This window comes from Streptomyces sp. NPDC031474 (genome assembly GCF_055581185.1).
In genome coordinates, this window is the sequence record NZ_JBVIJX010000018.1 from 31,560 (window position 1) to 54,263 (window position 22,704).

The following is a 22,704-nucleotide window of genomic DNA, read 5'->3' on the forward strand; positions in this document are numbered from 1 at the left end:
ATGAGCATCAACATTCCACCGGAATTCCAGCCCATCGCCAAGATCACCGTCGGGCAGGAGTTTCCGACGGGGGACGAGGACAAGCTCGCCGAACTGGGTGCGGTGTGGAACGCGACGGCCCAGGAGATCAACCAGCTCCTCGGTGAGCTCAATCCGGCGACCGCCGCGACGTTCGAGAGTCTGGCCGGCGCGCCGGCGGAGCAGTTCGGGCAGTTCGTCTACCAGCTGAGTTCGACCCTGCCCGTGATGGTGACGTCGGCCGCCCAGCTCGGTCAGATGGCGGAAGAGATCGCGCTCGAGATCGAGTACGCGAAGTACATGATCATCCTGCAGCTGGCGTGGATGGCTGCGGAAATCGCCTACCTGACGGCCACGTTGTTCGGTTCGGCGGCGATTCCCGCCGTGATAGCGGCGGGCCGGTTCGCGATCCAGACGGTCCTGCGGGAGCTGTTCATCGGGGTCGTCACGTCGATCGTGATGCAGGTCGGCATGGATGTCGCCGTACAGCTCATCCAGTTCCTGAAGGGCGACCGCACACACTGGGATCTGAACGCCACCATCAGTGCGTTCGAGATGTCCGCGCTCGGCGGGGGTGTGAGCAGCGGGCTGGGGCAGCTCATGCGCCACCTGGGTCCGGCGTTCTCCAAGACCTTCCTCGGCAATGTGACACACGGCAGTCTGACCGGTCTGGGCACGACCGAGCTGAGCAACCTCGTGTTCGGCACCGACCAGGATCTCTTGCTGGGCACCGGCTCCGGAGGGTTGAGCGGAGTTCTCAACCATGGCCACACCCTGCGCGACGGGCGGCCCTCGGAGCACATCGAGGTGCCCGAGGTCGACAAGCCGTTCACACCGGACATGTTGCAGCACGTGCTGTCGGGGACAGGGGGGCCGGGCACGCCCGAGCACCCGGGGCAGGCGCCGCAGGACCATCTGGGGCAGGTACCCGAGGAGCACTCGGCCGGCCGGCGTCCGGAGGAGGAACACCTCGACCTGCCGGACGCTCCGAAGCCGTTCGACGCGTCCGAGTTGCCCGACCCGTCGCCCAGCTCGCTGGTCACGGACCTTCCTCCAGCTCCGAGCGGGGCGCCGCCTCTGCTGCGGCAGCAGGTCCAACGCCGTGTGAACGAGCTGACCAAGATCGCGCAGTCGGCTGGGCTGCCCGACAGCCAGTGGCGACAGCACGTCGACTCGGTTCACGAGGCGTCCCGCGCAGGCGATTGGGGCGAGGCGGCCCGGCGCCTCCACGACATGCGAACGACGGTCGAGCACCAGATCCTCGACCAACGGCTGACGGATTTCCGTACCCATGTGGAGAGCGGATTCTCCCGGCTGCGCGACCTGGGCGTGAACCAGGACGCCTGGCGTTCCCAGGTGGACGCCGTGGAGCAGGCGCAGCGGACCGGAAACCCCGTCCTGCTGGACAGCCGACTGAAGGAGTACACCGACTTCGTTGAACGTCACCTTCCGGTGGAGGCGGTCACCAGGAACGGCTCGCCTACCTTCGACCCGGCCGTGGAGCAGCTGCGCCGAGAATTGACAGCGGTCAGCGACTCGACCGTGCGTGAGGCGCTGCAGAGTGACCTGGAGTGGCACCAGCAGGTCAGGCAGCGCCTGGACCAGCTGGCCCAGTCCGATCCCGAGTCCGACATCATGCGACGCCGGACGATCGCGCAGGAGGAGTCGGCGCAGTCGCCCCAGGAGGCCTCTCAGGCCCGTCAGACGTTCGAGGAGTTCCAGGAACAGCGAGAACTGCGGCGGCAGCTCGACGACGTACGCGAGGGCACAGCCCGGACCGAGCTGGAGCGACGGCTGGACGCGCTGCGCGAACGGGCGCTGCCGGACGACCGCGGGCAGGAGCTACTGCAGAGGGTGCTGGACGCGAGCACGCCGGAGCAGCACGAGCAGGCGCTACGTGACCTGGGCGCGCACAACCAACTGACGCCCCAGGAGCGGCAGCTGGCCACCCTGCGAGAGGGATTGCCGCCCACCGACGACGCACAGCGTCAGCAACTCGTGCAGCAGGTGGAGAACGCTCGGACCCCGGAGGAGGCGAGCGAGGCGCTGCAACGCCTGAAGGAGTACACGGACCGTCAGATACAGGCGCAGCAGCAGGCGTTCACCGAGCGGCTGCACAGCCAGGAGGACTCCCGGGCGCAGGCGGCGAGCGAGGATCTGCTGCTGCGGCTCGACGGCCTGAACGGCGGGACGCCGCAGGATCCGCGCGCAGCGGAGCTGCGGCAGCAGCTCGACGACGCGGCGAGCCCGGGGGAGCGGGACCGCGTCATCCACGAGCTGGGGGTGCACCAGCAGAGCGTCCTCCAGCGGCGGGTCGATGACGCGACGACACCGCAGGAGCGCAGGCAGGCGCTTGACGAGCAGGCCAGGTTCAACAACTGGACACCGGTGGAACGGCGGCTGGCCGAGCTGCGCACGATCCTGCACCCGGGCGGCGCACCGGAGGCGGACGCCCACCGGGTGGATCTGGTGCGGCAGGTGGAGAACGCCCGGACGCCCGATGAGGCCCGCCGGGTCCAGCTCGAGCTCAAGCGGCACACCGACCGCCAGATCGAGCAGCAGACGCGGCAGCTGGAGGAACGGCTGCGTCAGCAGGACGGCGGCAGTGCCGTTGCGGCTCACGCGGACCTCATGCGGCGGTTCGAGGAGCTGCGCGGCAACGGGGCGTATCAGGATCCGCGCGAGGTCGAGCTGATGCGGCGGATGGAGGAGGCCGGCAGCCCGCAGGCGGCAGGGACCGCGGAACAGCAGCTCAGGGACCACATCGCCGACCGGGAGCAGCAGCGCCGGGGCGCCGAGCAGCAGCGGTTGTCGCAGGTCCGTGCCCACGAGCAGGACGTCACCCAGCTGCGCGACCGGCTCACCCAGCAGCGCCGGACCGGTGCGCCGGAGGAGGTCGTACAGCAGACCCGACGGCAACTGGATCAGGCGCAGCAACACCTGACGACGGCGCGGACCCACGACGAGAACACCGCGGCCCTGCGCCGCGAACTCCAGCAGGAGATCGAACGGCCGGCGCCGGGCCCGGACCGGCCCGGATCCGGCACCGGCCGTCACGGCGGCACTGGGTCGGGGGGTACGGGCTCCGAGAGCAGGCTGGACCGACTGGTCCAGGAAGGCGTCTCCCGGCGGGACGAGCAGGAACTCGCGCGGAGGCAGGAGGAAGAGCAGGTTCTGCGCCGGGAGCCCGACGAGCGTGTTTCGTTCACTCTGGACGAGCTCGATGGACTGCCCAGCGCTCCCACCGCCGGGCCCGAGGTCGGGCCGAGTGCCTCCTCTGATTGGGTGGGCCGTCCGCTGCGGGAGGAAGAGCAGGTTCTGCGTCAGGAGCCCGAAGAGCGTGTTTCGTTCACTCTGGACGAGCTCGATGGACTGCCCAGCGCTCCCACCGCCGGGCCCGAGGTCGGGCCGAATGCCCCCACCCATGGGCTGGGCGGTTCCACTGAGGTGCCCCCCGTCAAGGCGGATTTCCCGCGCGCCCACACCGTCGAGCCGGACGGCCTGCCCAGTCGGCCGACCACCCGGCCGCAGCCGTCGACCGACGGCCGGCCCGATCCGCGGCTGGACGTGCCGGGCGGCGGCAGCAGGCCCGATGCCACGGTCCCGCCCGAGCCGCGCGTGCCGCTGCCCGACGAGGCAGTCGACCGGATCGCCTCCGAGATCGAGGGCACGCCCAGCGCACCGGTGAGCCCCTTGGTCCGTCCGGGCGACGCGCCGGCCGGCCAGAGGAACACCGAGCCGTCCCCGCAGGCGCGGCTCCAGCGTGTCGAGGCGTCCACGTCCCGGCCCGGGTCCGACGTCACACAGGCACAGCGATCCCGTCCGGCACCCGACACGGAGTTGCCGTCGGTGCCGACTGCCGGTCCGCGCGTCGACCGGGCCACCCTGCCCTCGCGCGCCCCCGACGTCGCGGACCTCGAGCGGACGCTCGTGGAGCTCGACCACCAGGAGGCAGCCTCGAAGCCCGCCCACGACTTCTCGGCGACCCAGCCCGAGCACCCGACCACGCCGACACAGCCGGTCACCGTGGCGGAGCAGCGTGAGGGGCACACCAGCGGTCCGGACGGCGATGTCGACACGGCTGTGGCCCGGTTCCGGGACGAGGGCCCTGGCGGCGGCGCCGACCACGAGAACACCTCGGGCAGCACACCGGACGAAGGGCAGAACGCCCCCCACCCGGCCTTCGAAGACACGACGCCCGACACCGCGGCCACAGCCGCCGAAACCGCACGACCGGCGGTCCCCTCCACCCCGGACGAGACCCGGTCCCCGCACCGCCCTCCCGAGCAGCAGACCGCGCTCCATGACGGGCAGCGCCCCGTACCCGCCCCGCACCCGGTACCGCAGCCGGTCTCCGGGATCGCCGACCGGCCCCGGACGGAACTGGACGGCCCCTCCTCACAACAGGGCGACCGGAGCTCCACCACCGGAGCGCAAGAGTCCGCGTCGACGCACGAGAAGGTCCGCGACATCGCGCCCGACGCATCACTGCGCCGGTTCGCGGAGCAGCAGTTCGGCAAACTGGACGAGCCGGTGGCGCGCCGACTCTGGACGGAGGCCTCGCGCGTCACCGCCCAGCACAACCCCTTCCCGCCGGTCCTCGGCCGCCCCGGGGAGGGCATGCGGCAGCGTGATCCGCAGCAGTTCTGGTCCACCATGAGCGTGGCACAGACCCTCCACGAGAACGCGGGCGCCCCGGACCGGATCGCACGGGCCGTCGAGGTCGCCGAGGCCCTGGCGGCGAAGCGCGGCGTCGGTGCGGTGCGGGAGAGCCTGCAGGGTGGTGCCACCGCACCCCCGATCGTGGACCTGACCCCCGCGGCCGGCCCGCCCCGGCTAAAGGAGGCCGAGACGCCCTCCGGACAGCGGGCCGACGTCCGCGAGGCTCTGTCTTCCGGGGAGGGTTCGCCTTCGACGTCCGACGCCAGGACATCACCGGGGCGGCCCCTGCGGGGCGTCTTGGCGTTGTCGGAGCACGGGGCGCGGATCACGCGGGTGCCGGGCGACGCGGCCTCCGCGACCCCGGACCGGCTGGAGCTCGTCGACCGTGACGGTCTTCCGCTGCCCGACCGCTCTGTGCGGGCAGGCACTGACGCGACCTTCGTCGTGACCGGCGCCGGGCAGGAACTGCATTTCGCGGCGGACGGCGGTTTCACGCACCGGGACGTGCCGATACCGGGCACCGGCCACATCGCGCGGTTCGACACCCCGTCCGGTGTCGACACCGCACCGCGGCTGATCGACAGGAACGGTTCTCCGGTGCAGGGAGCGGACATCCGGCGCACCGGTGACGGAGGTACGGCGGTGACCGTCCGGGTGCCGGGGGCGGAGGAGACGCGGCTGCGCTGGTACTTCGACGTGGACGGAGCCTTGCGCGGCCAGTCGCTGATCGTGCCGGACCGGCTCGCGGCGGCCGTCGACCGCACCCTGGACCTCACGGCCCTGCGTCCCGCGAGCGTCGTCTGGCGTGATTCCTACGAACCGCTGTGGCGGTACGACCTGAGGCCGCCGAAGGTCGTCTTCAAGGAGGGCTTCGCGCCCAGAGGCATCGCGGACGGCGACCTGGTGCGATACGTCGTCGCGTGGAGCCCTTCGATGTTCGTCAGCACGTCGAAGGACGACCACTACGCACACCGCGCGAAGTTCAGGTACGAGATCCACGCTCCGGGTGGTATCGACGTCAACGAGACGCTGAAGGACCACCGGTTCGATGAGCTGGAGTCCGACGAGTCCGGTCACGAGCCGGACGTCTCGACGACCGGGAACCCGCACACCGATGAACACGAGATCGCCTTCCCCGGTGGTGTCCGCCCGCAGTTCATCAAGCGGGTCCAGTACATAAAGGACGCGCAGCACGAGCACATCAGAGGGAAGTGGATCTCCAACCGCGGTTTCGACCCGGCCTCCGTCAACACCGAGGTGAACAGGCCCGTGACCGCCCAGGAGGTCGAGCGGATCTTGGAGCGGGCACAGGCCGCCGAGACACCGGTGTCGGGGCCCGTGGAGGTACCTGAGGAACTGCGGGGCTTCGCAGAGCAGCTGGCGCGGATGACGATCCGGAAGTCCCACTCCCTCTGGGACGACGCCGTCTTCGTCACCCGCGCCCACAACCCGTTCGACGTGGTGGTCGACGAACACCTGAGTCGCTGGGCCGGGAACCGCCTGATCAGTCCGACGCTGTTCAAGCGCGATCCCGAGCAGTACTGGCACACCATGCGAGTGGCGCAGGAGATCCACCAACACGGCGGTCCCGGCCAGGGGACATACGAGGGCATGAAGCTGGCCGAGCGGCTGGCCAGGGGCCGGCGTGAGGGCCTTACGGTCAGGAGTCTCCTGGGTACAGGGGGTACAGGGGGCCAACGGCCCTCGCAGGCGCCGGCCGGGGCAGCGGCCGAACGGGACGGCGTGGGTGGCCCGCCGCGGGAACTGGTGCTTCCGGCGTCGGATCCGGTGCGGCCCGAGCAGTGGCGGCACCGCCGGGCCGACGCGGTCGGCAGCGAGCTGCGGACCGAGCGCTTCGATCCCGAACGGGGCCGGCCTGCCGGCGACGGCACACTGCCCGGGAGCAGCACCCTCATCCGCACGTGGGTACGCCGGATCCAGGCCGAGGACGGCCGCTGGGTGCGTAACCTGAGCCTGCATCTGCCGGTGCGGTTCGGCGACGGCTTCCCTCCGGACCGGCTCGCGGAGTTCGAGTCACGCTGGCGGCAGGCGCTGGACGGCCACTTCAACACCGGCCTGCGGCTTCCCCGCTCCGGCGACCAGCTCCACATCGATCTCCATCTCAGCCACGTCCCGGACCACCCCGAGGCGATCGAGCTCAGCATGTCGCCCGAGCCCGGCCGTTCCGACCAGCTGCACTTCCGCATGCACAGCGAGGACCCCGAGCTCGCCCCCGCGGGGCCGGCAGGGACACGGCAGCTCAACGACCTGCTGGGCCTGCACGAGTTCGGCCACTTCACCGGTCTGCCGGACACTTATCACGCGGTCGAGTCGGTCTTCCGCGACACCACCACGAAGTCCGACAGCGCCGGGATCATGGCCGATGTCGTCCAGGCGCCCGCCCCGGGCGTTCCGGAGAAGTACCTGGCCGCCATCGAGAACGCCGTGGACTCCGGCCCGGTCGTCCGCGACCACCCGCTGACGGACCTGGCCCCAGCCGACACCCGGGCGGAGTCCTCGTCGACCAGGGCCAGGGAAAAGACCAGGAGCGCCCGCCGGACCCCCGTGGATCCCGCGGAACGCCGGCGGTTCGGGCAGTTCCGCGACCAACTGAAGAACATGGTGATCAGGCCCCACCCCGATCCCGAGCTGCTGCGGCAAAGCATCGGCACGTTCCTGGACGGTGTCGCCGGACAGCACCGGGCGGCCTGGATCCGCGAGACGAGGCAGCTGATCGACAATCTGCCGGAGACGCAGTACGCCGACGAGCCGGTCAACGCCGCACACCGCGCTCTGAACACCTTCGACACCGATCGACCCGCCATGGCCATCCCCGGCGCGGACTACCTGAGCGCGAGCCGTGTCACGGCCACCAGGGGAGCGGGATTCATCCACCGCGACATCCCCGAGGCCGTCGTCATCGACGGCGAACCGTATGTGCCCGTGTACTCGGCCGTGTTCGGCGACGCACTGGAGGCCGGCGACCCACCGCGGTTCAAGGACGTCGGTCAGGAGGAAGACGGCCTCGTGCAGATCCACACCGGGGCCGACGACCACACCGAGAAGGTCTTCTGGGTCAGCTTCGGACAGCCCCTGCGCCAGATCAAGTGGATCGACAAGTACCAGGCCGACGGCGCTGCGGAGCCGATGATCCGGTCCTTTCTCGTGCCGCTGCGCACCGCCAACGAGATCTCGCGCGGCGCCGTCACCGAGGAACAGGCCGGGCCCTCCGAGTACGCGCCCGGCGAGGTCCCGGACGACCTCAACGTCGACAAGCCGTACGCGTCCAACCAGTTCGGCATCAGAAATCCACGCTCTCTGGAACTGCTCCGACAGACGGCGCTGCCCCGTTCGCTGCGCACCTACACGGACGGAGAGACACAGGACCGTCCCCCTGCCTGGGGCGATGTCCGGCCCACCAGCGAACTCCGCGTCAAGCTCGGTGTCCCGAACAAGGGCATGCCCGGGTATCCCGTTTTCACCGAAGGCACCGGCTTCGTCACTCCCGTCAGATACGAGGGCATGGCGAGGACTCTCCGGGAAATCGTCGCGGCCCAATACGACAACCCCAGGCTGCGCGACCCCGGGGACAAGTACCTGTCGAAGAAGCAGGTGGAGGCCTACTTCGACCAGCACGCCCCCGAGCACCTCAAGAACGGCATCGACGACCGGGCCGGTAAGCGGTCGGCCATCGACGTGTTCGTGCGCGACCATGTGAGTCCCTGGGCCACGCAGGCGCGCATCATGCAGTCGCTGTACGACGAATACCAGGGGTTCGTCAACAGCGACCCGTCTCCCAGGCCGGTGGATTACCGCCTCACCGAGGCGCAGCCCACTCTGCGGGGGCAGCGCAGGACCGCGGACCGGCAACTGGGCCGGATCCACCGTGAGCACATGCAGGAGCGGTTCGCTGTCCGCTCCGGTTTCGTCGGCCTCGGAGAGCACCTCATCCCCGCGGTGCAAGGGGCGTCACCCGTGGTCCGACGATCGCTGGGCCAACTGCTCAACAGGCGTGCGGAGATACTCAACGACTACCAGTTCAAGATCGGCAGCAGCACCGCCCTCCCGGACAGGAGCGACGAATACCGCGGCTTCGCCGCCGACATGCACGTCCGGATCACTGAGGCACTGGGTGCAGGGCAGCCGAGTCCGGAGGTGTCGCGGGTCCTCGACATGCTCGACCGGATCCGGTCGGTCGGGCGGGAGGACGCGCCCGGCCACACCGCACTCGCCGATCCCGCACCGCGCGCCCTCGATCCGGTCTCCAACCGCTCGGACCTGGCAGAACGCTCCGTCGCGTCCGCACCGGCCGCGCAGAGCTCCCGGTCCCGGACCGCCGAGACCGACGCACGTCAAGCAGCAGCGGCCGGGGCGCCACTCGGCGCGCAGACCACCGCTCCCGACCGCGCCGTCGCAGCCGGGCCGGCACCGGTGACCGGTCTCGGCGTACCGCCGGAGCCGGTCCCCGAGCGCCCGGACCTGGTGCCGCCGGAGACCGGCCATGCCCTTCGGATCGGCACCGAGACGGGACAGCCGCTGTCCGTGGTGTACGACGAGAACGAAGCGGGCACCGAGGGCCGTGTCACGCAGGTACCCGCCGAGGTGTCGCGGGGCAGCGATGCGCGCACCTCGGAGGAGCACCAGTTCGAGCGCGCGGCACGGCAGGCGCGGTCCGCCGAGCCGGTCACCCGGCACCTTCTCTTCGACCGGGCTTCGGACGAGCTCTCCGCGGACGCCCTGCGGGCCATCGACGCACTCGCCGCGAGCACGGCCCAGACGGGTGTCGTGGCCTTCGAGCGGGGACGGCCGCTGCCCGTCGTGTCGATCAACGGTCACGGCAACGGCACCTTGCTCGGACGGCCCCACTACGGCCGGGCCGTCCGACGGGGCCAGGAGCGCGCGGAGGCGGTGTCCCAGGCGTTCACCGAAAGCCTGCGCAGGCACCTGGCGGCGGCAGGAGCACCCTCCGAGCTGCATGCCTCCGACTTCCCGGTCGTCGTCATCTCCCGCGGCCGCGAGTATCCGCCCGGCACGAGCGTCGCCGACGGCCCGGCCGCCCGGCGCCGCGCGGTCATCACGATCAGCAACCCGACGCCGACGCTGGCAGACCTCTTCGCGAGTTCGCCCCAGCGGGCGGCGGGACACCCGGCCGGGGAGGCGACGGTTGCGCAGGACACGCGTGGGCCGGAGGAGTTGCCGGCCGCCGACGGACTCGAGGCGGCCGTCGACGGCCGCACCGTCAGCGATGCCGGGACACACGAAGCGGACGTCCTCACCGATGACCCGTCCGGCGTTCGCCACCACGTCCCGCAGGCCCGCCCTGACGAGGTCGTGGCGGAGTCCTCGGGGACGGCGCGCGAGGCGGTGGCCCCGACGGCCGCCCTGGACGGCTCGTCCTCGCAGGGAGTCGCGCAGGCGCCGGCGGAGGGATCTGCCGACGGCCAGGAGCAGCCGTTCAGGGCAGGCACACAGGCCGGTGCGCACACTCCGGCCGGCCTTGCCGCCGAGCAGCCCGATGCGCACGGGCTCGACGAGGACGGGGAGACCCCGGACCTGGCGCATGTCGAGCAACTGATCGTGGACTCCAGGGCGCAGTCGGCCGCGACCGGTGTGCCGTCGGATGACTACGCCAGGGCGGTCGAGCAGCGGAACGCCGCCTACGACAAGCTGCTCCAGGACGCGGCCGGTGGGACGCGGAAGTGGCTCGACGCCTCCGAGCCGTCGCAGGGGGCACAGGTGGACGGCTTCACCCTCACCTCGTCGGAGGACGGTGGCATCGCCGCGGTGCATGACGCGACCGGCCTGCGCACCACCTTCAACCTGGTCGACGGCAGGCTCGAATGGGCGTCGCGCGAGTACCGGTTGGCGGACGCGCCGCCGGAGACGGCGACCCTGAAGGTCGTCGTCCACCGGGAGGTGGAGGAGGACGGGGAGGAGTCGCCGTGGTCCGACTTGGCGGGTGAGCCTGGAGAAGGGGCGAACGCGCGGTTCTACGCCCGGTCCCCGGATGAGCTGAGCGGGCACCCGAGGGAATGGCTCGAGATCGTCGACGACGTGCACGGTCACAGCTACACGGTCGACAGAACCGCGGTCGTGATGGAGCGTCAGGTCCGGATGCGGGGTGGTCCGGGACGCCTACTGTACGACGTGACCCGTCCGGGCGAGGCCCCCAAGGTGCTGGATGCGGGCCGTATGCCGTCGCAGGACTGGAGCGCGAGTGCGCTGGACGGCGGCCGGGTGGAGCTGGTGCGTCTCGGCGCACCGGCCGGCTCGCTCGAGCACCTGGAAGTCGACGGTGTCACCGGCGAGCTGCTGAAGGAGACCGTCGCGATCCGTGACAGGCGAGGGGAGACCACCGGCTTCTGGGAGATCGATCACCAGCGCTCCTCGGCGGTGCGCCTGGACGAGACGGGGCGCCCCGTCGCCGAGGACGGTTCCTCGAACGCTTCGGTGGTCACCGATGAGGATGGCGCCCTCGATCTGCTGGGTGGGCTCCACTCCACACGTCTTTTCCAACGCCCATCGCTGGGAGACATCGCGGCCGAGCGCACGCTGCTGCCGGTCGGGACCGGATCGTTCGGCTTCCACATCGCGTTGCCGGGCGGCGACCGATCGGTGCGGATCGACGCGCCCCTGGGGGCGCCGGAGGCGCTGCGCCTCGTCGACCAGCGCAGCGGCGAGCGGATCGACGTACCGGCGGAGTTCTCGCGCGCGCTCGCCCTGACCGTCGAAGTCGCGGTGCCCGAGGCGAGGAACGGCGCGAAGGCGCTGTACACCTTCGACCTGGACGGCCAGCCGCGCATCGAGAAACTGCCGCTGCTGGGTGGTGGGGACGCGGCGGAGCTCGGTGATCTGCGGCTCGTCGTACGGCACGTCTCAGGAGCGACGAATCTCCAACTGGACGGCCCCGAAGCCGCGCTGGAGCGGTTCGGCATCGGTCCCGCGCCCGAGGACGTGGCACCCGACCTGGGCGTCGAGTTCACCGTCACTGACTCCCGAACGGGCGTGCGGTACCACTACGGCCGGGGTGCCCGGTTGGTGGTTCACGACGTGCCGCTGCGTCTCGCGGCGGCGGGCGAGCCCGCACTGGTCGCGCGGGAACCGCTGTTCCTGCGGCGCGGTGAGAACCGGGAGCCGCAACTTGTGGGAACCCAGGTGATGTCGGACGAAAGCCCGGACCTGCGGACGAAGGTCCTGGACGACGGCCGGATCGCGGTGAGCCGCACGGATGCGGCGGGGCGGGAGGAGGGCCGTCTCCTGGTCGACACCGCAATCCAGCGGGTGCTGGAAGAGACCGTCGCCGTGCCGCGCGAGCGTGCCCGGCTCCTCGGCTACCACCAGTGGAAGCTCGACTTCCAGTCCGGAACGGCTGTTCGGCAGGGCGAGGACGGCATGCCTGTGGATGGTCAGCTCGACCACGGACTGATCGAGGTCGCCGACGACGGCGGGCTGCGGGTACTCCGACCCGGCGAGGACGGCCAGGGACCGCGGGTCCTGTTCGAGCGGTCCGGCACGAGAAACGGCAGCGTCGCCTGGCTGCATCCCGAGTACACCGGCACACACGCCCCCGAGGCGGCGGCCGCGCACGCCCCCGCGAGCCGAGAGGACCTGGAGCGGCTGGCCTACCAGCGGGAAGCCGACCGCTTCGAGCGCAGGCTCGGTGCCTACCTGGTGCAGCATCCCAGGGTGCAGGACGAGATCGCCAAGTTCGCCCGCGTCGCCTGGGAGCGGATTCCCCGCGGGGAACGGGTCGCGTTCGGCTCCGACAAGCCGTCACTCGTGGGCGGCGTCGGTGAGCGTTACAGCGACCTGCAGGCCGTGGCGTACGACGGCAACATCCGCGAGCAGGCCGCGTTGCTCAGGCGTGCCCTGCAGAGCCTCCTCTTCCAGGACCATCTGGGCGAGGTGGCCCACCTGGGCGCCGACATCGACCTGGACCAGCTTCCGGCGGAGCTGGACTTCAAGCGGCGATGGCAGCATCAGGGCCCCGTCGTTCCGGAGCCCCGCCGTGTCACCTACCCGGACATCATTGCGCTGAGTGAGCGGGAACGGGCCTTCACGGACGACGGGCGCCGGTGGACAGGCGGTGAGGAGGAGTACGGCACGGCCTTCCTACCGACCGGTGAGGACGGGCATCGGACACCGTTCGACGCGAAGGCCTTCGAGCGGAGCCCGCACGTGACGGCCCAGGACGCGGGCGGACTCGTCATGGGCGGAGCCTCCCGCACCATCTGGCTCCTGCTGCGGTACGCCGAGGCGGCCAACCGTGCCTGGAGCGCGGGCCTGGACCTGCAGTACGTCCGGCTCGGGCTGGCGGGCACCATGCTCCAGGCCGGTGCCCACACGCTGCATGAAATCTTGCAGGGCTCCGACGTGCTGTCCCGTGACAAGGTGTACCGCGCGCTGGGCGAGGACCTGGGCTTCGCGTACACCCACGACAACTGGGAGCGTTATCGGCACCTGGCCCCGCTGACCGAGCAGGAGCTGCGCGACCACGTCACGCCGGAGGGCCTCTTCCCCGACGAGTTGGTGCGCGGCCCGGGGGTCGCGGCCTACGACCCGGTGGACGACGCGCGCCATGCCCTGGCCGACCATCTGGGCGGGCGGCGGCGAAGCCGCGCGAACCCGGACCTCACGATCACCGCGGCGGACGGCGGCCATGAGGTCGTCCACCGGCTCACGGGCCAGGTCACCCGGTTCCGGGGCGAGCGGCACGAGGTCGTGTACCACGAGGCCGTTCCGGGCTTCGGGCCCCCTGAACTGCGCAGGCTCAAGGTGGCCGTCGATCACCTCCGGCAGGAGGACGGCAGGATCGCCCCGCGATTCCGACTCCGCGGCGACCAGGCTGCGATGGAGCGGTTCGAGATCCGTGAGGCCCCGCGTGGCCTGCGGGAGGGCCGGCAGGCGGCGTTCAGCGTCCTGGATCTGGAAACGGGCAGCGGCCGCCGGCTGCATTACCTCGCCGACGGCAGGGCGATCGCCAAGGATCAGCCGCTCGCGGACGGGTCCGGGTATCTGCGGTTCGACATGCTCCGGCCGGGCGGCCTGCCGGAACTGCTGGACCCGGCGGGCAGGCCCTCGTCGCTGTACCGGGTGGAGAGCCTGGGCGGCGAGCGAGTGGCCCTGCTGCCCACGCGTCCCGACGCCGCGCCGCCGGAGCGGACCGTGGTCGACGCCGAGACCGGGCACCTCCTGGAGGAGATCGTCGCCGCGCCGGACAGTGACGCCGAGATCCCCGGCACGCACTGGAAACTCGACTACCGGGCCGGTATCGCCCTCCGTGTCGGCGACGACGGCAGGACGGTCGTCTTCCTCGGCGGCCGGTTCGACCACGCCTTGCTGGAGACCACGGACGACGGCGGCGTGCGGGTCGTACTCCCGGAGCAGGACGGCGTGTCGCCCAGCACACTCTTCGAGCGGCCCGGCACGCGGCAGCCCGGGTACGGCGCGCCTGACAACGCGATGGCCACTCCGGCGGACCACCAGGAGGTGGCGGCGCCGCAGACGAACGCTTCGCAGCCGACCCCGCCCGAGCAGGAGTTGTCGCAGGCCGATCAGGAGGAGGACCCGGACGTCGCCGCCGTCTTCCGGGCGTTCCGCGATCGGATGGGGCTCGAACCGACGCCGGAGGCGATCGAGGAACCGAACCTCGACGAACAGCCCGTCGCCGAGGAGATCTCGCACGACGACGATGAGGACCCCGACGTCGCCGCCGCGCTGCGGGCGTTCCAGGTGCGTGCGCAGCCCGCGCCTCCTCCCGAGGAGAACACAGCGCCGGAGCAGGACGGGCAGCTGTCCGCGGCCGGGCCGGACGGCGCGGCAAGGCCGCTCACGCAGGTCCTGACCAGCGAGGACCCGGAGTTCACGCAGGTGGCGGCCGCTCTCGAGAATGACCGCGCCGGATTCCTCGACCGTCTCAGGGAACATCCTGTGACGCCTGGGACGGGGCGGCGGGAGGAACCGCGACCGGCCGAGTTCGCCCCCGCGAGCGGGGCCGACATGGAGCGGCTCGCCTACCAGCACGCGGCCCAGCGCTTCGAGCACAGGCTCGGGGCCTACCTGGTGCAGCACCCCGAGGCGCGGCGGCAGGTTGCCACTCTCGCCCGCATCGCCTGGGAGAAGGCGAACCCCGATCAGCGCCACAAGTTCGGTGTCGACGCGGAGCAGGGGTACGTGGTCGGAGGCGTTGGCCGGGATCTCCAGGCCCTGGAAGAGGTCGCGTACCGCGGCAACATCCGCGAGCAGATGGTCCTGCTGTACATAGGCATGAAGGCCGACGTGATGGCGGGGCTGGACGGTTGGGTCGAGCCCACGGCGAAGCAGTTGGGCGAGAGGAGGGAGTTGTGGCAGGAGGCGTATCCGGAGGTGCCCGAGCCGCGCCACGTCGATTACCCGAAAGTTGTCCCGCTCAGCGACAGGGAGCGCTCATGGACAGAGGACGGTGAGGCGTGGCTCGGCGGTGAGCAGCTTCACGCCGCCCGGCACCTGCCGATCGACGAGCAGGGCCGGCCGACCCCTTACGACGAGAAGACTTTCCTCTCTGGCCCGCACGCGACGGGGCAGCAGAGCGGCGGACTGATCATGTCCGGCGTCTCCGGCTCCACCTGGTCGCTGCTGGACCTGGCCGCACGCGCCAACATCGCCTGGGATGCCGGGCTCGACCTGAACTGGTTCCGTCTCGCCGTCGCCGGCAATATGCTGGCGGCCGGCCACCACACGCTGCACGAGGTGCTGCAGGCGGCCGAGCGTTGGGCCGGTACGGCTGAGCATCTTCGCAACGGCTCGGAGCTGGCCTTCGAGTACCACGACGACTGGGAACGCTACCGTCACCTGGCTCCGCTGACCGAGCGGGAGTTGCGCGACCACGTCGCGGACGACGGCCTCTTCCCGGACGAACTGGTGCGGGGCCCGGGCGTGGCGGCCTACGACCCGCTGGACGACGCGCGACGGGCGCTCGTCGCGCACGTGGGTGAGCGGACCGGCCGGCGGTTGTCGCGAGCGGCGAGGCAGCGTCAGGCGCAGGAGGCGCTCGAAACAGCGCAGGACTTCACCATCACGCCGACGGTGGACGGCCATGCGGTCGGCCACCGGCTCACCGGCCTGGTCACCCGGTTCCGCGGACCGGCCCACGAGGTCGCCTACCACGAGGCGATGCCAGGCTTCGGGCCTGCGGAACTGCGCAGGCTGAAGGTCGCTGTTCACCACGAACGGCACGGCGACGGGCAGATCATCAGGAGGTTCGAACTGCTCGGCGACCCCTTGTCGGCCGAGAGGTTCACCATCCAGGAGGCGCCGGACGATCTCCGGGTCGGCCGCATGGCCGAGTTCAGCGTCCAGGAGAACGACCGCGCCCGCCGGCTGCACTACTACGCCGACGGCCGACCGGTCGCCATGGACCAGCCACTGGCCGAGGGCCTCGGTCTTCTGCGCGTGGACCTGTTCCGTCCGGGCGGGCGGCCACAACTGCTCGGCATGGACGGCGAGCCGTCCCGGCTGCCGCTGCGCGCCGAGCCGCTCGGCGGCGACGCTGTGGCCCTGGTGCCCACCACGCTCCCCACCGAGTCGGCGGAGCGGATCGTGGTCGACTCCAGGACGGGCGACGTACTGGAGGAGACCTTCGCCGTCCGAACCGACGACGGGACACCGAACGGTGAGTATTGGCGCTACGACCGCACCAATGGCAACGTGGCGCGGATCGACAGCACCGGGGACGAGATCACCCGCCTGGAGTGGGAAGCGGAGCAGTCGCCGCGAGGTGTTGTGGGGCGGGGGGTGCGGGTGGTGGAGGAGGCGTTGCATGGTGTTCGGGGGCTTGCGGGTCATCGGCTGCGGCGGACCGACACGGTGGCGACGGAGGTTTTGCCGGCTTCGTCGCGGCTGGAGTTGGTGGATGGCGTGGGTGAGGTGGTGGTGGACCGTGTGGTGCTGCCGCGTGAGGGGGGTGGGTTCGTTGTGCGGGGAGTCGGGGGTGATCTTCACCTGGATTCCGGTGGTCGGTTCGAGTACCGGGAGCTGGAGTTGCCGGGTGTCGAGCATGTGGTGCGGTTGCGGGAGGCGGCGGGTATCGGGGGTCCGCTGGAGGTGGTGGACCGTGAGGGTGTTCCTGTCGAGGGTGGGCGGCTGGCGCGGTTCCCGGACGGTCTGAGGGTGACCGTTCCGTTGGCGGGCCGGTTCGAGGGTGCCGTGGCGGAGTGGGGTTTCGACAGCCGGGGTGTGCTGGTCCGTCAGGTGCTGCCGCAGGTCGGTCAGTCGTCCGGTGGCGCGGTGCCGGGCCGTGGGAAGGCGCCGATGCACCCGACCGACGCACCCCCGTCCGAAGACGGCCCGCTGAGGGAGGACCGCCGGGTGGACGCCGCCGGCGGCCGGCAGTTCGGGGAGACCAGCGCGGCTCCGGGCGACAGCGGGGATGACGATGAGCACTCCGGGCAGGACGAGGCGTCCGGGCACGGTGAGCAGGACCAGACGGATCTCCTGGACGATAACCCCTCGGAGACGTCCCGGGTGGTGGAGGGCGCGCGCCACCAGGGGCGGTCGCACTCGGTCGACGTCCAACTGCTGGACGGACGGGGCGTCCCTGTCACCGACCGTGAGGTGGAGCCGCGGCCGAACGGCGGCGGGTTCCTTATCACCGACCGGGTTACGGGCCGGCAAGTGCGGGTTGATGCCCGCGGTAGTCGTGTGACCACTCTCCAGGACCTGCTGGAGGTGCGGAACGACTCGAACGCTTCCCCGGACGTGCGCGGTGCTGACCAGAGCACGCGGCGCGGCGTCCGTCAGGAGGCCGTCGACGGGGCCGGACACCGGGAGAATGCGTCGGGGCGGGGTGAGGGGACGCCTCGGAGCGGGGAGTCCGAAGAGGACTTCGGCGAGGTCGTGCTGCCCGAGCCGCAGCAACCGGACAGCATGGGTTCGCCGATCGAGGAGCCGGAGCCGTACGCGCAGCCCGAACGCTCGTCCGGGGATGCGTGGGGGTCGCGGTCGCTGTGGCAGCCGAGACCGAGGGGGGTCGCCGAGGGCCTGCCCGCAGAGGTCACCCTGTGGCCGCTGCTCGCTCCGGAGATCTCCCCCCGGGAACTGGCCGGCGTGCCGACGCACCCGGCAGTCGTTTCGGAGAACCCTTCCGGCTGGAGGCTGGAGCCGCGGGCGACACTGACGGATCTGCGAACCGAGGCGCAGCAGCATCTCTGGATGGAAGCGCGGCGGGCGCTGGAGGCGGCCGGGCCGGTCGAGGACCCGGCGGGCCGTACCGTGGACGGGTTCCTGGTGCATCCCGAACGGCCGGGCGGTCGCGCGGTGGTGCACCGGGCGACCGGGCTGCGGACGGTGTTCGGGGGCGCGGGGGAAGTGGTCTCGCACGAGGTCTTCCTGCACGAGGCGCCACCGGAGCTGCGGGGGCTGAAGATCCACGTCACCCATGACTCCCAGGGGGAGTTCACAGCCTTCCGCGCGGCGGGGGACGAGGAGACGGGGCATCTTGCCGTCCATTCGGTGGTGTTGGAGCCGGGGGCGAGCGCCGATCCCCGTCGTGCGTTCGTCATCCGGGACACGCGCACTGGCAAGGAGTTCGTCGTCGGTGACGAAGGCACGCTGACCGAAACCGTACGGTCGCAGGCCTTCGCCCTTCCGCAGGAGATCCGGGTGTCCCTGGACTCGGCAGGTTTTCCCGGAGTCGAGATCATGGCCGTGACCCAGCGGGGCGAGGTGCAGCAGGTGAAGCTGTACGACGCCGCGACGTCCGAAGCGGTGACGCACCTGGAGCCGACCCCGCGGCCTGGCGGTGGCGTCACCATCACCGATCAGGCGGGGGACGTGCGCTGGCACCTCCACGCAGCCTTCAACGTGGAGGCCACGGACGTCCGGCTGCCTGGAACAGGCTGGTTCCTGCGCTACGAGGAGGACGGCGGGACTCTTCCCCGGGTGGTGCGCGGAGACGGGGAGGAGATCGGTCCCGGTTCGGTGGCCGTCGAGTCGCTGCGCGACAGCTCCGGCGTCCTGACCGGGCACCTGGTGCGCGTGAGAGAGACCGCCCGGTCGGGACAGGGCGTACCGGCCGAGTGGCGGTTCGGCGCCACCGGCACGCTGCGCGAGGCGGTGCTGCCGCTCCGCGGCGTCACGTACCGGATGCAGATCCAGGTGCGGAGCCGGTCCCTGCGGTCGATCGGTCACGCGTGGGTCGCCCTGTACAAGTCGGGGGCGCGAAGCGAGCAGTGGAAGGCGTACTCCTTCGGGGCTGTGGAGAACCCGTTGGCCAACGGCGGCCTGATGAACATGGTGAAGGCGCCCTTCAAGACGGTGGCCGGAGGGATCGGCACCACCCAGTACGGGCCGGAGAAGGCGACCAGTAAGTTCACCGTCGACCTCACCGCGGAACAGCTCAACAGCGCGAATGCCTACATCGCCGCGCACCGGGAGCACCCCTACAACGTGGTCACGTTCAACTGCGCCACCTTCGCGCGCGGTGTCTACCGGGCCGCCGTAGGGCACCGGGCTCCGGGGCCCGGCCTTCCCGTACTCGAGAATCCGCTCCTGCTGCAGGTTGCGATCAGGAGACTCAACGAACGTGCCGGTCAACCACCGACGGGTGAGGAGATCCACGCGACGGAGATCTGGAGCAGCGACGACGAGGCCGACACGGCCACGGACGTGTACGCGAGCGGTGACAGCACCGGGCATCTGCCGCACGGTCTGGGAGTGAGGATCGGCATCGACCCCGGCGCCGGTTCCGCACCGCCTACCCGGACCGTACAACTGGAGGGCCCCGAGGAACTGGTCGGACAGTTCCGGATCGACGAGCTCACCGGCGAGGCGGCGCACGGCCTGCTGGCCGGCTTCCTCCTCACCCACCTTCCGACCGGGAAGAAGTGGGAAGCCGACGCCGACGCGTACGTCAGCCGCCCGGCCCGGCCCGGCACGGTCGGCGAAGCGCCCGGCGACGACACCACCCGGGCCGTGCTGCCGGGCGTGCCAGAGGGGCACGAGGACGGCTCTCTGGACGTGGAAGCCACCGCGCGACGTGTGGTCGGGCGGGGCGTGCGGGTGGTGGAGGAGTCGTTGCACGGGGTTCCGCGGCTCGCCGGTCACCGGTTGCGGCGGACCGACACCGCGGCGACGGAGGCCTCCCCGGCGTCTTCGCGGGTGGAGCTGGTGGACGCCGCGGGTGAGGCGCCGGCCGCAGCCGAAGCCCCGGACGAACAGCACACCGGACAGGGGATTTCCGGCCGTGCCACACACGAGCCGCCGCAGGAACCGGCGCACGCGGAGTTCCCGCAGCCGGCATCCGCACCCGCGCAATCCGCCTCCGCCGAAGCCGACCAGCAGACGCTGAGAACGCTGTTCGCCGAGGCCGACCTGGAGGATGTGCTCGGCCGTGGCCACCACCCGCTCGACCCCGTCGACTTGGTACGGCGGGCGCGGGCTGACCGGCCCAAGGTGACGGGTGGGATCGACGGTTTCGACCTGCGCACCGCGATCGTCCGGATGATCGGGCCGGCCGCCGCCCACCGCGGTGCGTACGGCCTGATCGAGAACGCCTTCTCGGACGAGCGGCTCAGGGAGAACTTCCACCGCACCCTGGACGGCGGGTACAGCGTCGACCTCAGCGCCCGTGCGAACGGAGGGCGGCAGGTGGTGGTGGAGGCCGTGGGCCTCGGCACGCCGCACGGGGTGACGTCGGGCGCCGACGACTTCGAGTTCAACCGGACCCACACGGTGGAGGACCGCGGTGCGTCGGTCAAGCGCCAGCCACCGGCCCTCGAACCGTGGGGGGCCCGCATACCCATACCGTTTCTGCAGATCGCCGGGCAGATCGCCGGCCTGGTCAACGCCCGGAACACGAACCTGGCCGCGAAGACCGAACGCGGGGCCAGGACGGAGGTCACGGAGACCGGAGTTCCGGTCACGCGGGCCGGGCATACGGTGACATACCGGGTCACGGTGCGAAAGCCCGGCCGCTGGCCCTGGAGCAGGGCCAGGGCACAGGAGGACATCGTCCATGTACCGGTGACGCTCGCCTGGCCCTCGCCCGCGCGGAGCACCCGTGACACCGTCGCGCAGCGCGACGACGCGCAGGGCGCCGGGCAATGGCGTACCGAGGAGATGCTGCACGCCGAGTTCACCGGCGTCGGCTCCGGCGTCCTGCAAGCTGTCGAAGGTGTGCTGGGCAGCGAGTTCCAGGTGAACGACCCTGTGGCGCGGGAACTGCGCAGCTGGCTGGACCGGCTTCCCGGGCACGCGCCGGAGCTGTTCGGCGGTCAGGTGCTCCGCAGATCCTTCCCGTTCAAGGGCCGGTGGGGAAGGACCCAGGTCGCCGTGGCCATCGCCGAGAACGTCGTCGTACGGGATCTTCCCAACGCGGAAGGCACTGCCACCCGTACCCACGCGATCAGCGAGGAGCACATCTCGGGGCAGGGCGTGACCAGGCGCTGGGGTGGCGGCCTCACGCTGGGCGTGGGCAACACCACGGACACGATGGGCGTTCTCGGCCCCGTCGTCGAAGGCTACGGACTGACCGAGAACGTCACCGAGATCTCCGACAAGCGTGAGCACTCCGAAGCCCGGACGTACAAGGGAACGATCCGCAAGCACCGTGCCGAGTTCACGGTCGCCGTCCGGGTGGGAGGCCCGGACGGGGTGGCGAAGCGGGTGGACGGGGGTATGGCGACGCTGTGGACGCGGGAGCGCGACACGGCGGCGTCGGCGGACGGCACGCGGAGTGTGGTGTCCACCGACGCCACGACCGAAACGGACGCCACCACCGAAACGGACGCCGTCATCGAGACCGAGGGGACCCGCACGCCGCAGCCTTCCGTCCACGAGCCGGCCGGGGTGAGCCGGTTCACCGTGCCGGACCGGCTGGACGCCGCGTACCGGCTCCCGGACGAGACGGTGGAGGAGATCGTCGGCCGGGTCCTGCACCGTCTCGACGCGGAAGAGCTGTTGGACGCCGCTCAGCTGCCTGACGAGGCTGCACGATTCCGCGTCTTCCTCAAGGAGCGTGCGCGGGAACTGACGAACGGTGGGGACGGTGTGCGGTTCCCGCTCAGCGCGTGGCGCCGCGGCGCGCCGGACGTGTTCGTCCGCGGTACGTTGCGTCCCGCCGACGGCCGGTACCTGGGCGACGCCGAGGTGACGCTCACGGGTTCCCTCGCCGCGATCCATGCCCAGAACACCGAGGTCACCAAGCGAAAGGACAGCTCCCTCGGCGTGGCGGGCGCCGGGTTCGTGGTCCGAAAGGACGATAACCTCGAGTACGGCGGAACCGAACTGGCGTACCGGTCCCACCAGGTCGTCACCCACAAGGTGACACAGCGGTTGGGCGCCGAGCGGTCGCTGGGCGGCGGCACCGGAATCCACCGCTTCGACTTCCCGGTCGACTTCGAGGTCCGGGTCGGTGGCCGCTGGTCCGCGCCGAGCGAGGCGGCGCGGTGGCGTGAGGCGGACCGGGTCACGGGCTACACCGCCGCGACGGTCCCCGGCCGGGTCGAGGTTTCGGTGCCCCGACGTGCCTCGATACCGCTGGACCAGCCGCTGGAGCGGGCGGCCGAATCGCCCGCCCCGGTGTGGCAGGAGGGGGCCGCGCCGCGGCCGGCCCGGCGCGAGGGGCAACTGCCCGCCGGCTTCCGACTGGACGCGCTGAAGCCGGTGCCCGCGCTGCAGAGCACGGTGGCCAGAATGCTGGCAGCACCGCGCGGGACGAGGTGGCGGGAGCTGTACCGCCGACCGCTGCTGGGCAGCGTCCCCGTCGCGTTCGACGAGCACCAGGGCAAGAACGGGCTGGAGCGGACACGGGACGGGATCAACGAACGCAACGCCTCGCTGGACGTCCTGGAGAACTTCACCGGTCCGGTCGCCCGGATGGCCGGGTTCGAGCGCACGGTGGGATTCAAGGACACCGTCCGCCTGAAGAGTCACAACCGGGCGGGGCCGGCGGGCAGCCGCGAGCTGTTCGCCCGCGTGGACCTGTCGGCTCGGCTCGGTGACCCGCGGATCGTGGCGGTCGCCGAGGAGCACACGTTCGGCGGCGCG

Annotated in this window: 1 protein-coding gene (cut by a window edge); it reads left to right on the top strand. The window is 71.2% G+C overall.

Annotation, left to right across the window (positions count from 1 at the left end):
• Window positions 1–22,704, top strand: partial view of a scabin-related ADP-ribosyltransferase gene (locus ACZ5SK_RS34040; RefSeq protein WP_468576857.1) — the 5' portion only. The gene runs 5,097 nt beyond the window's last position; the window shows 22,704 of its 27,801 coding nt (coding positions 1–22,704); its start codon is at window positions 1–3; its stop codon lies off the right edge, out of view.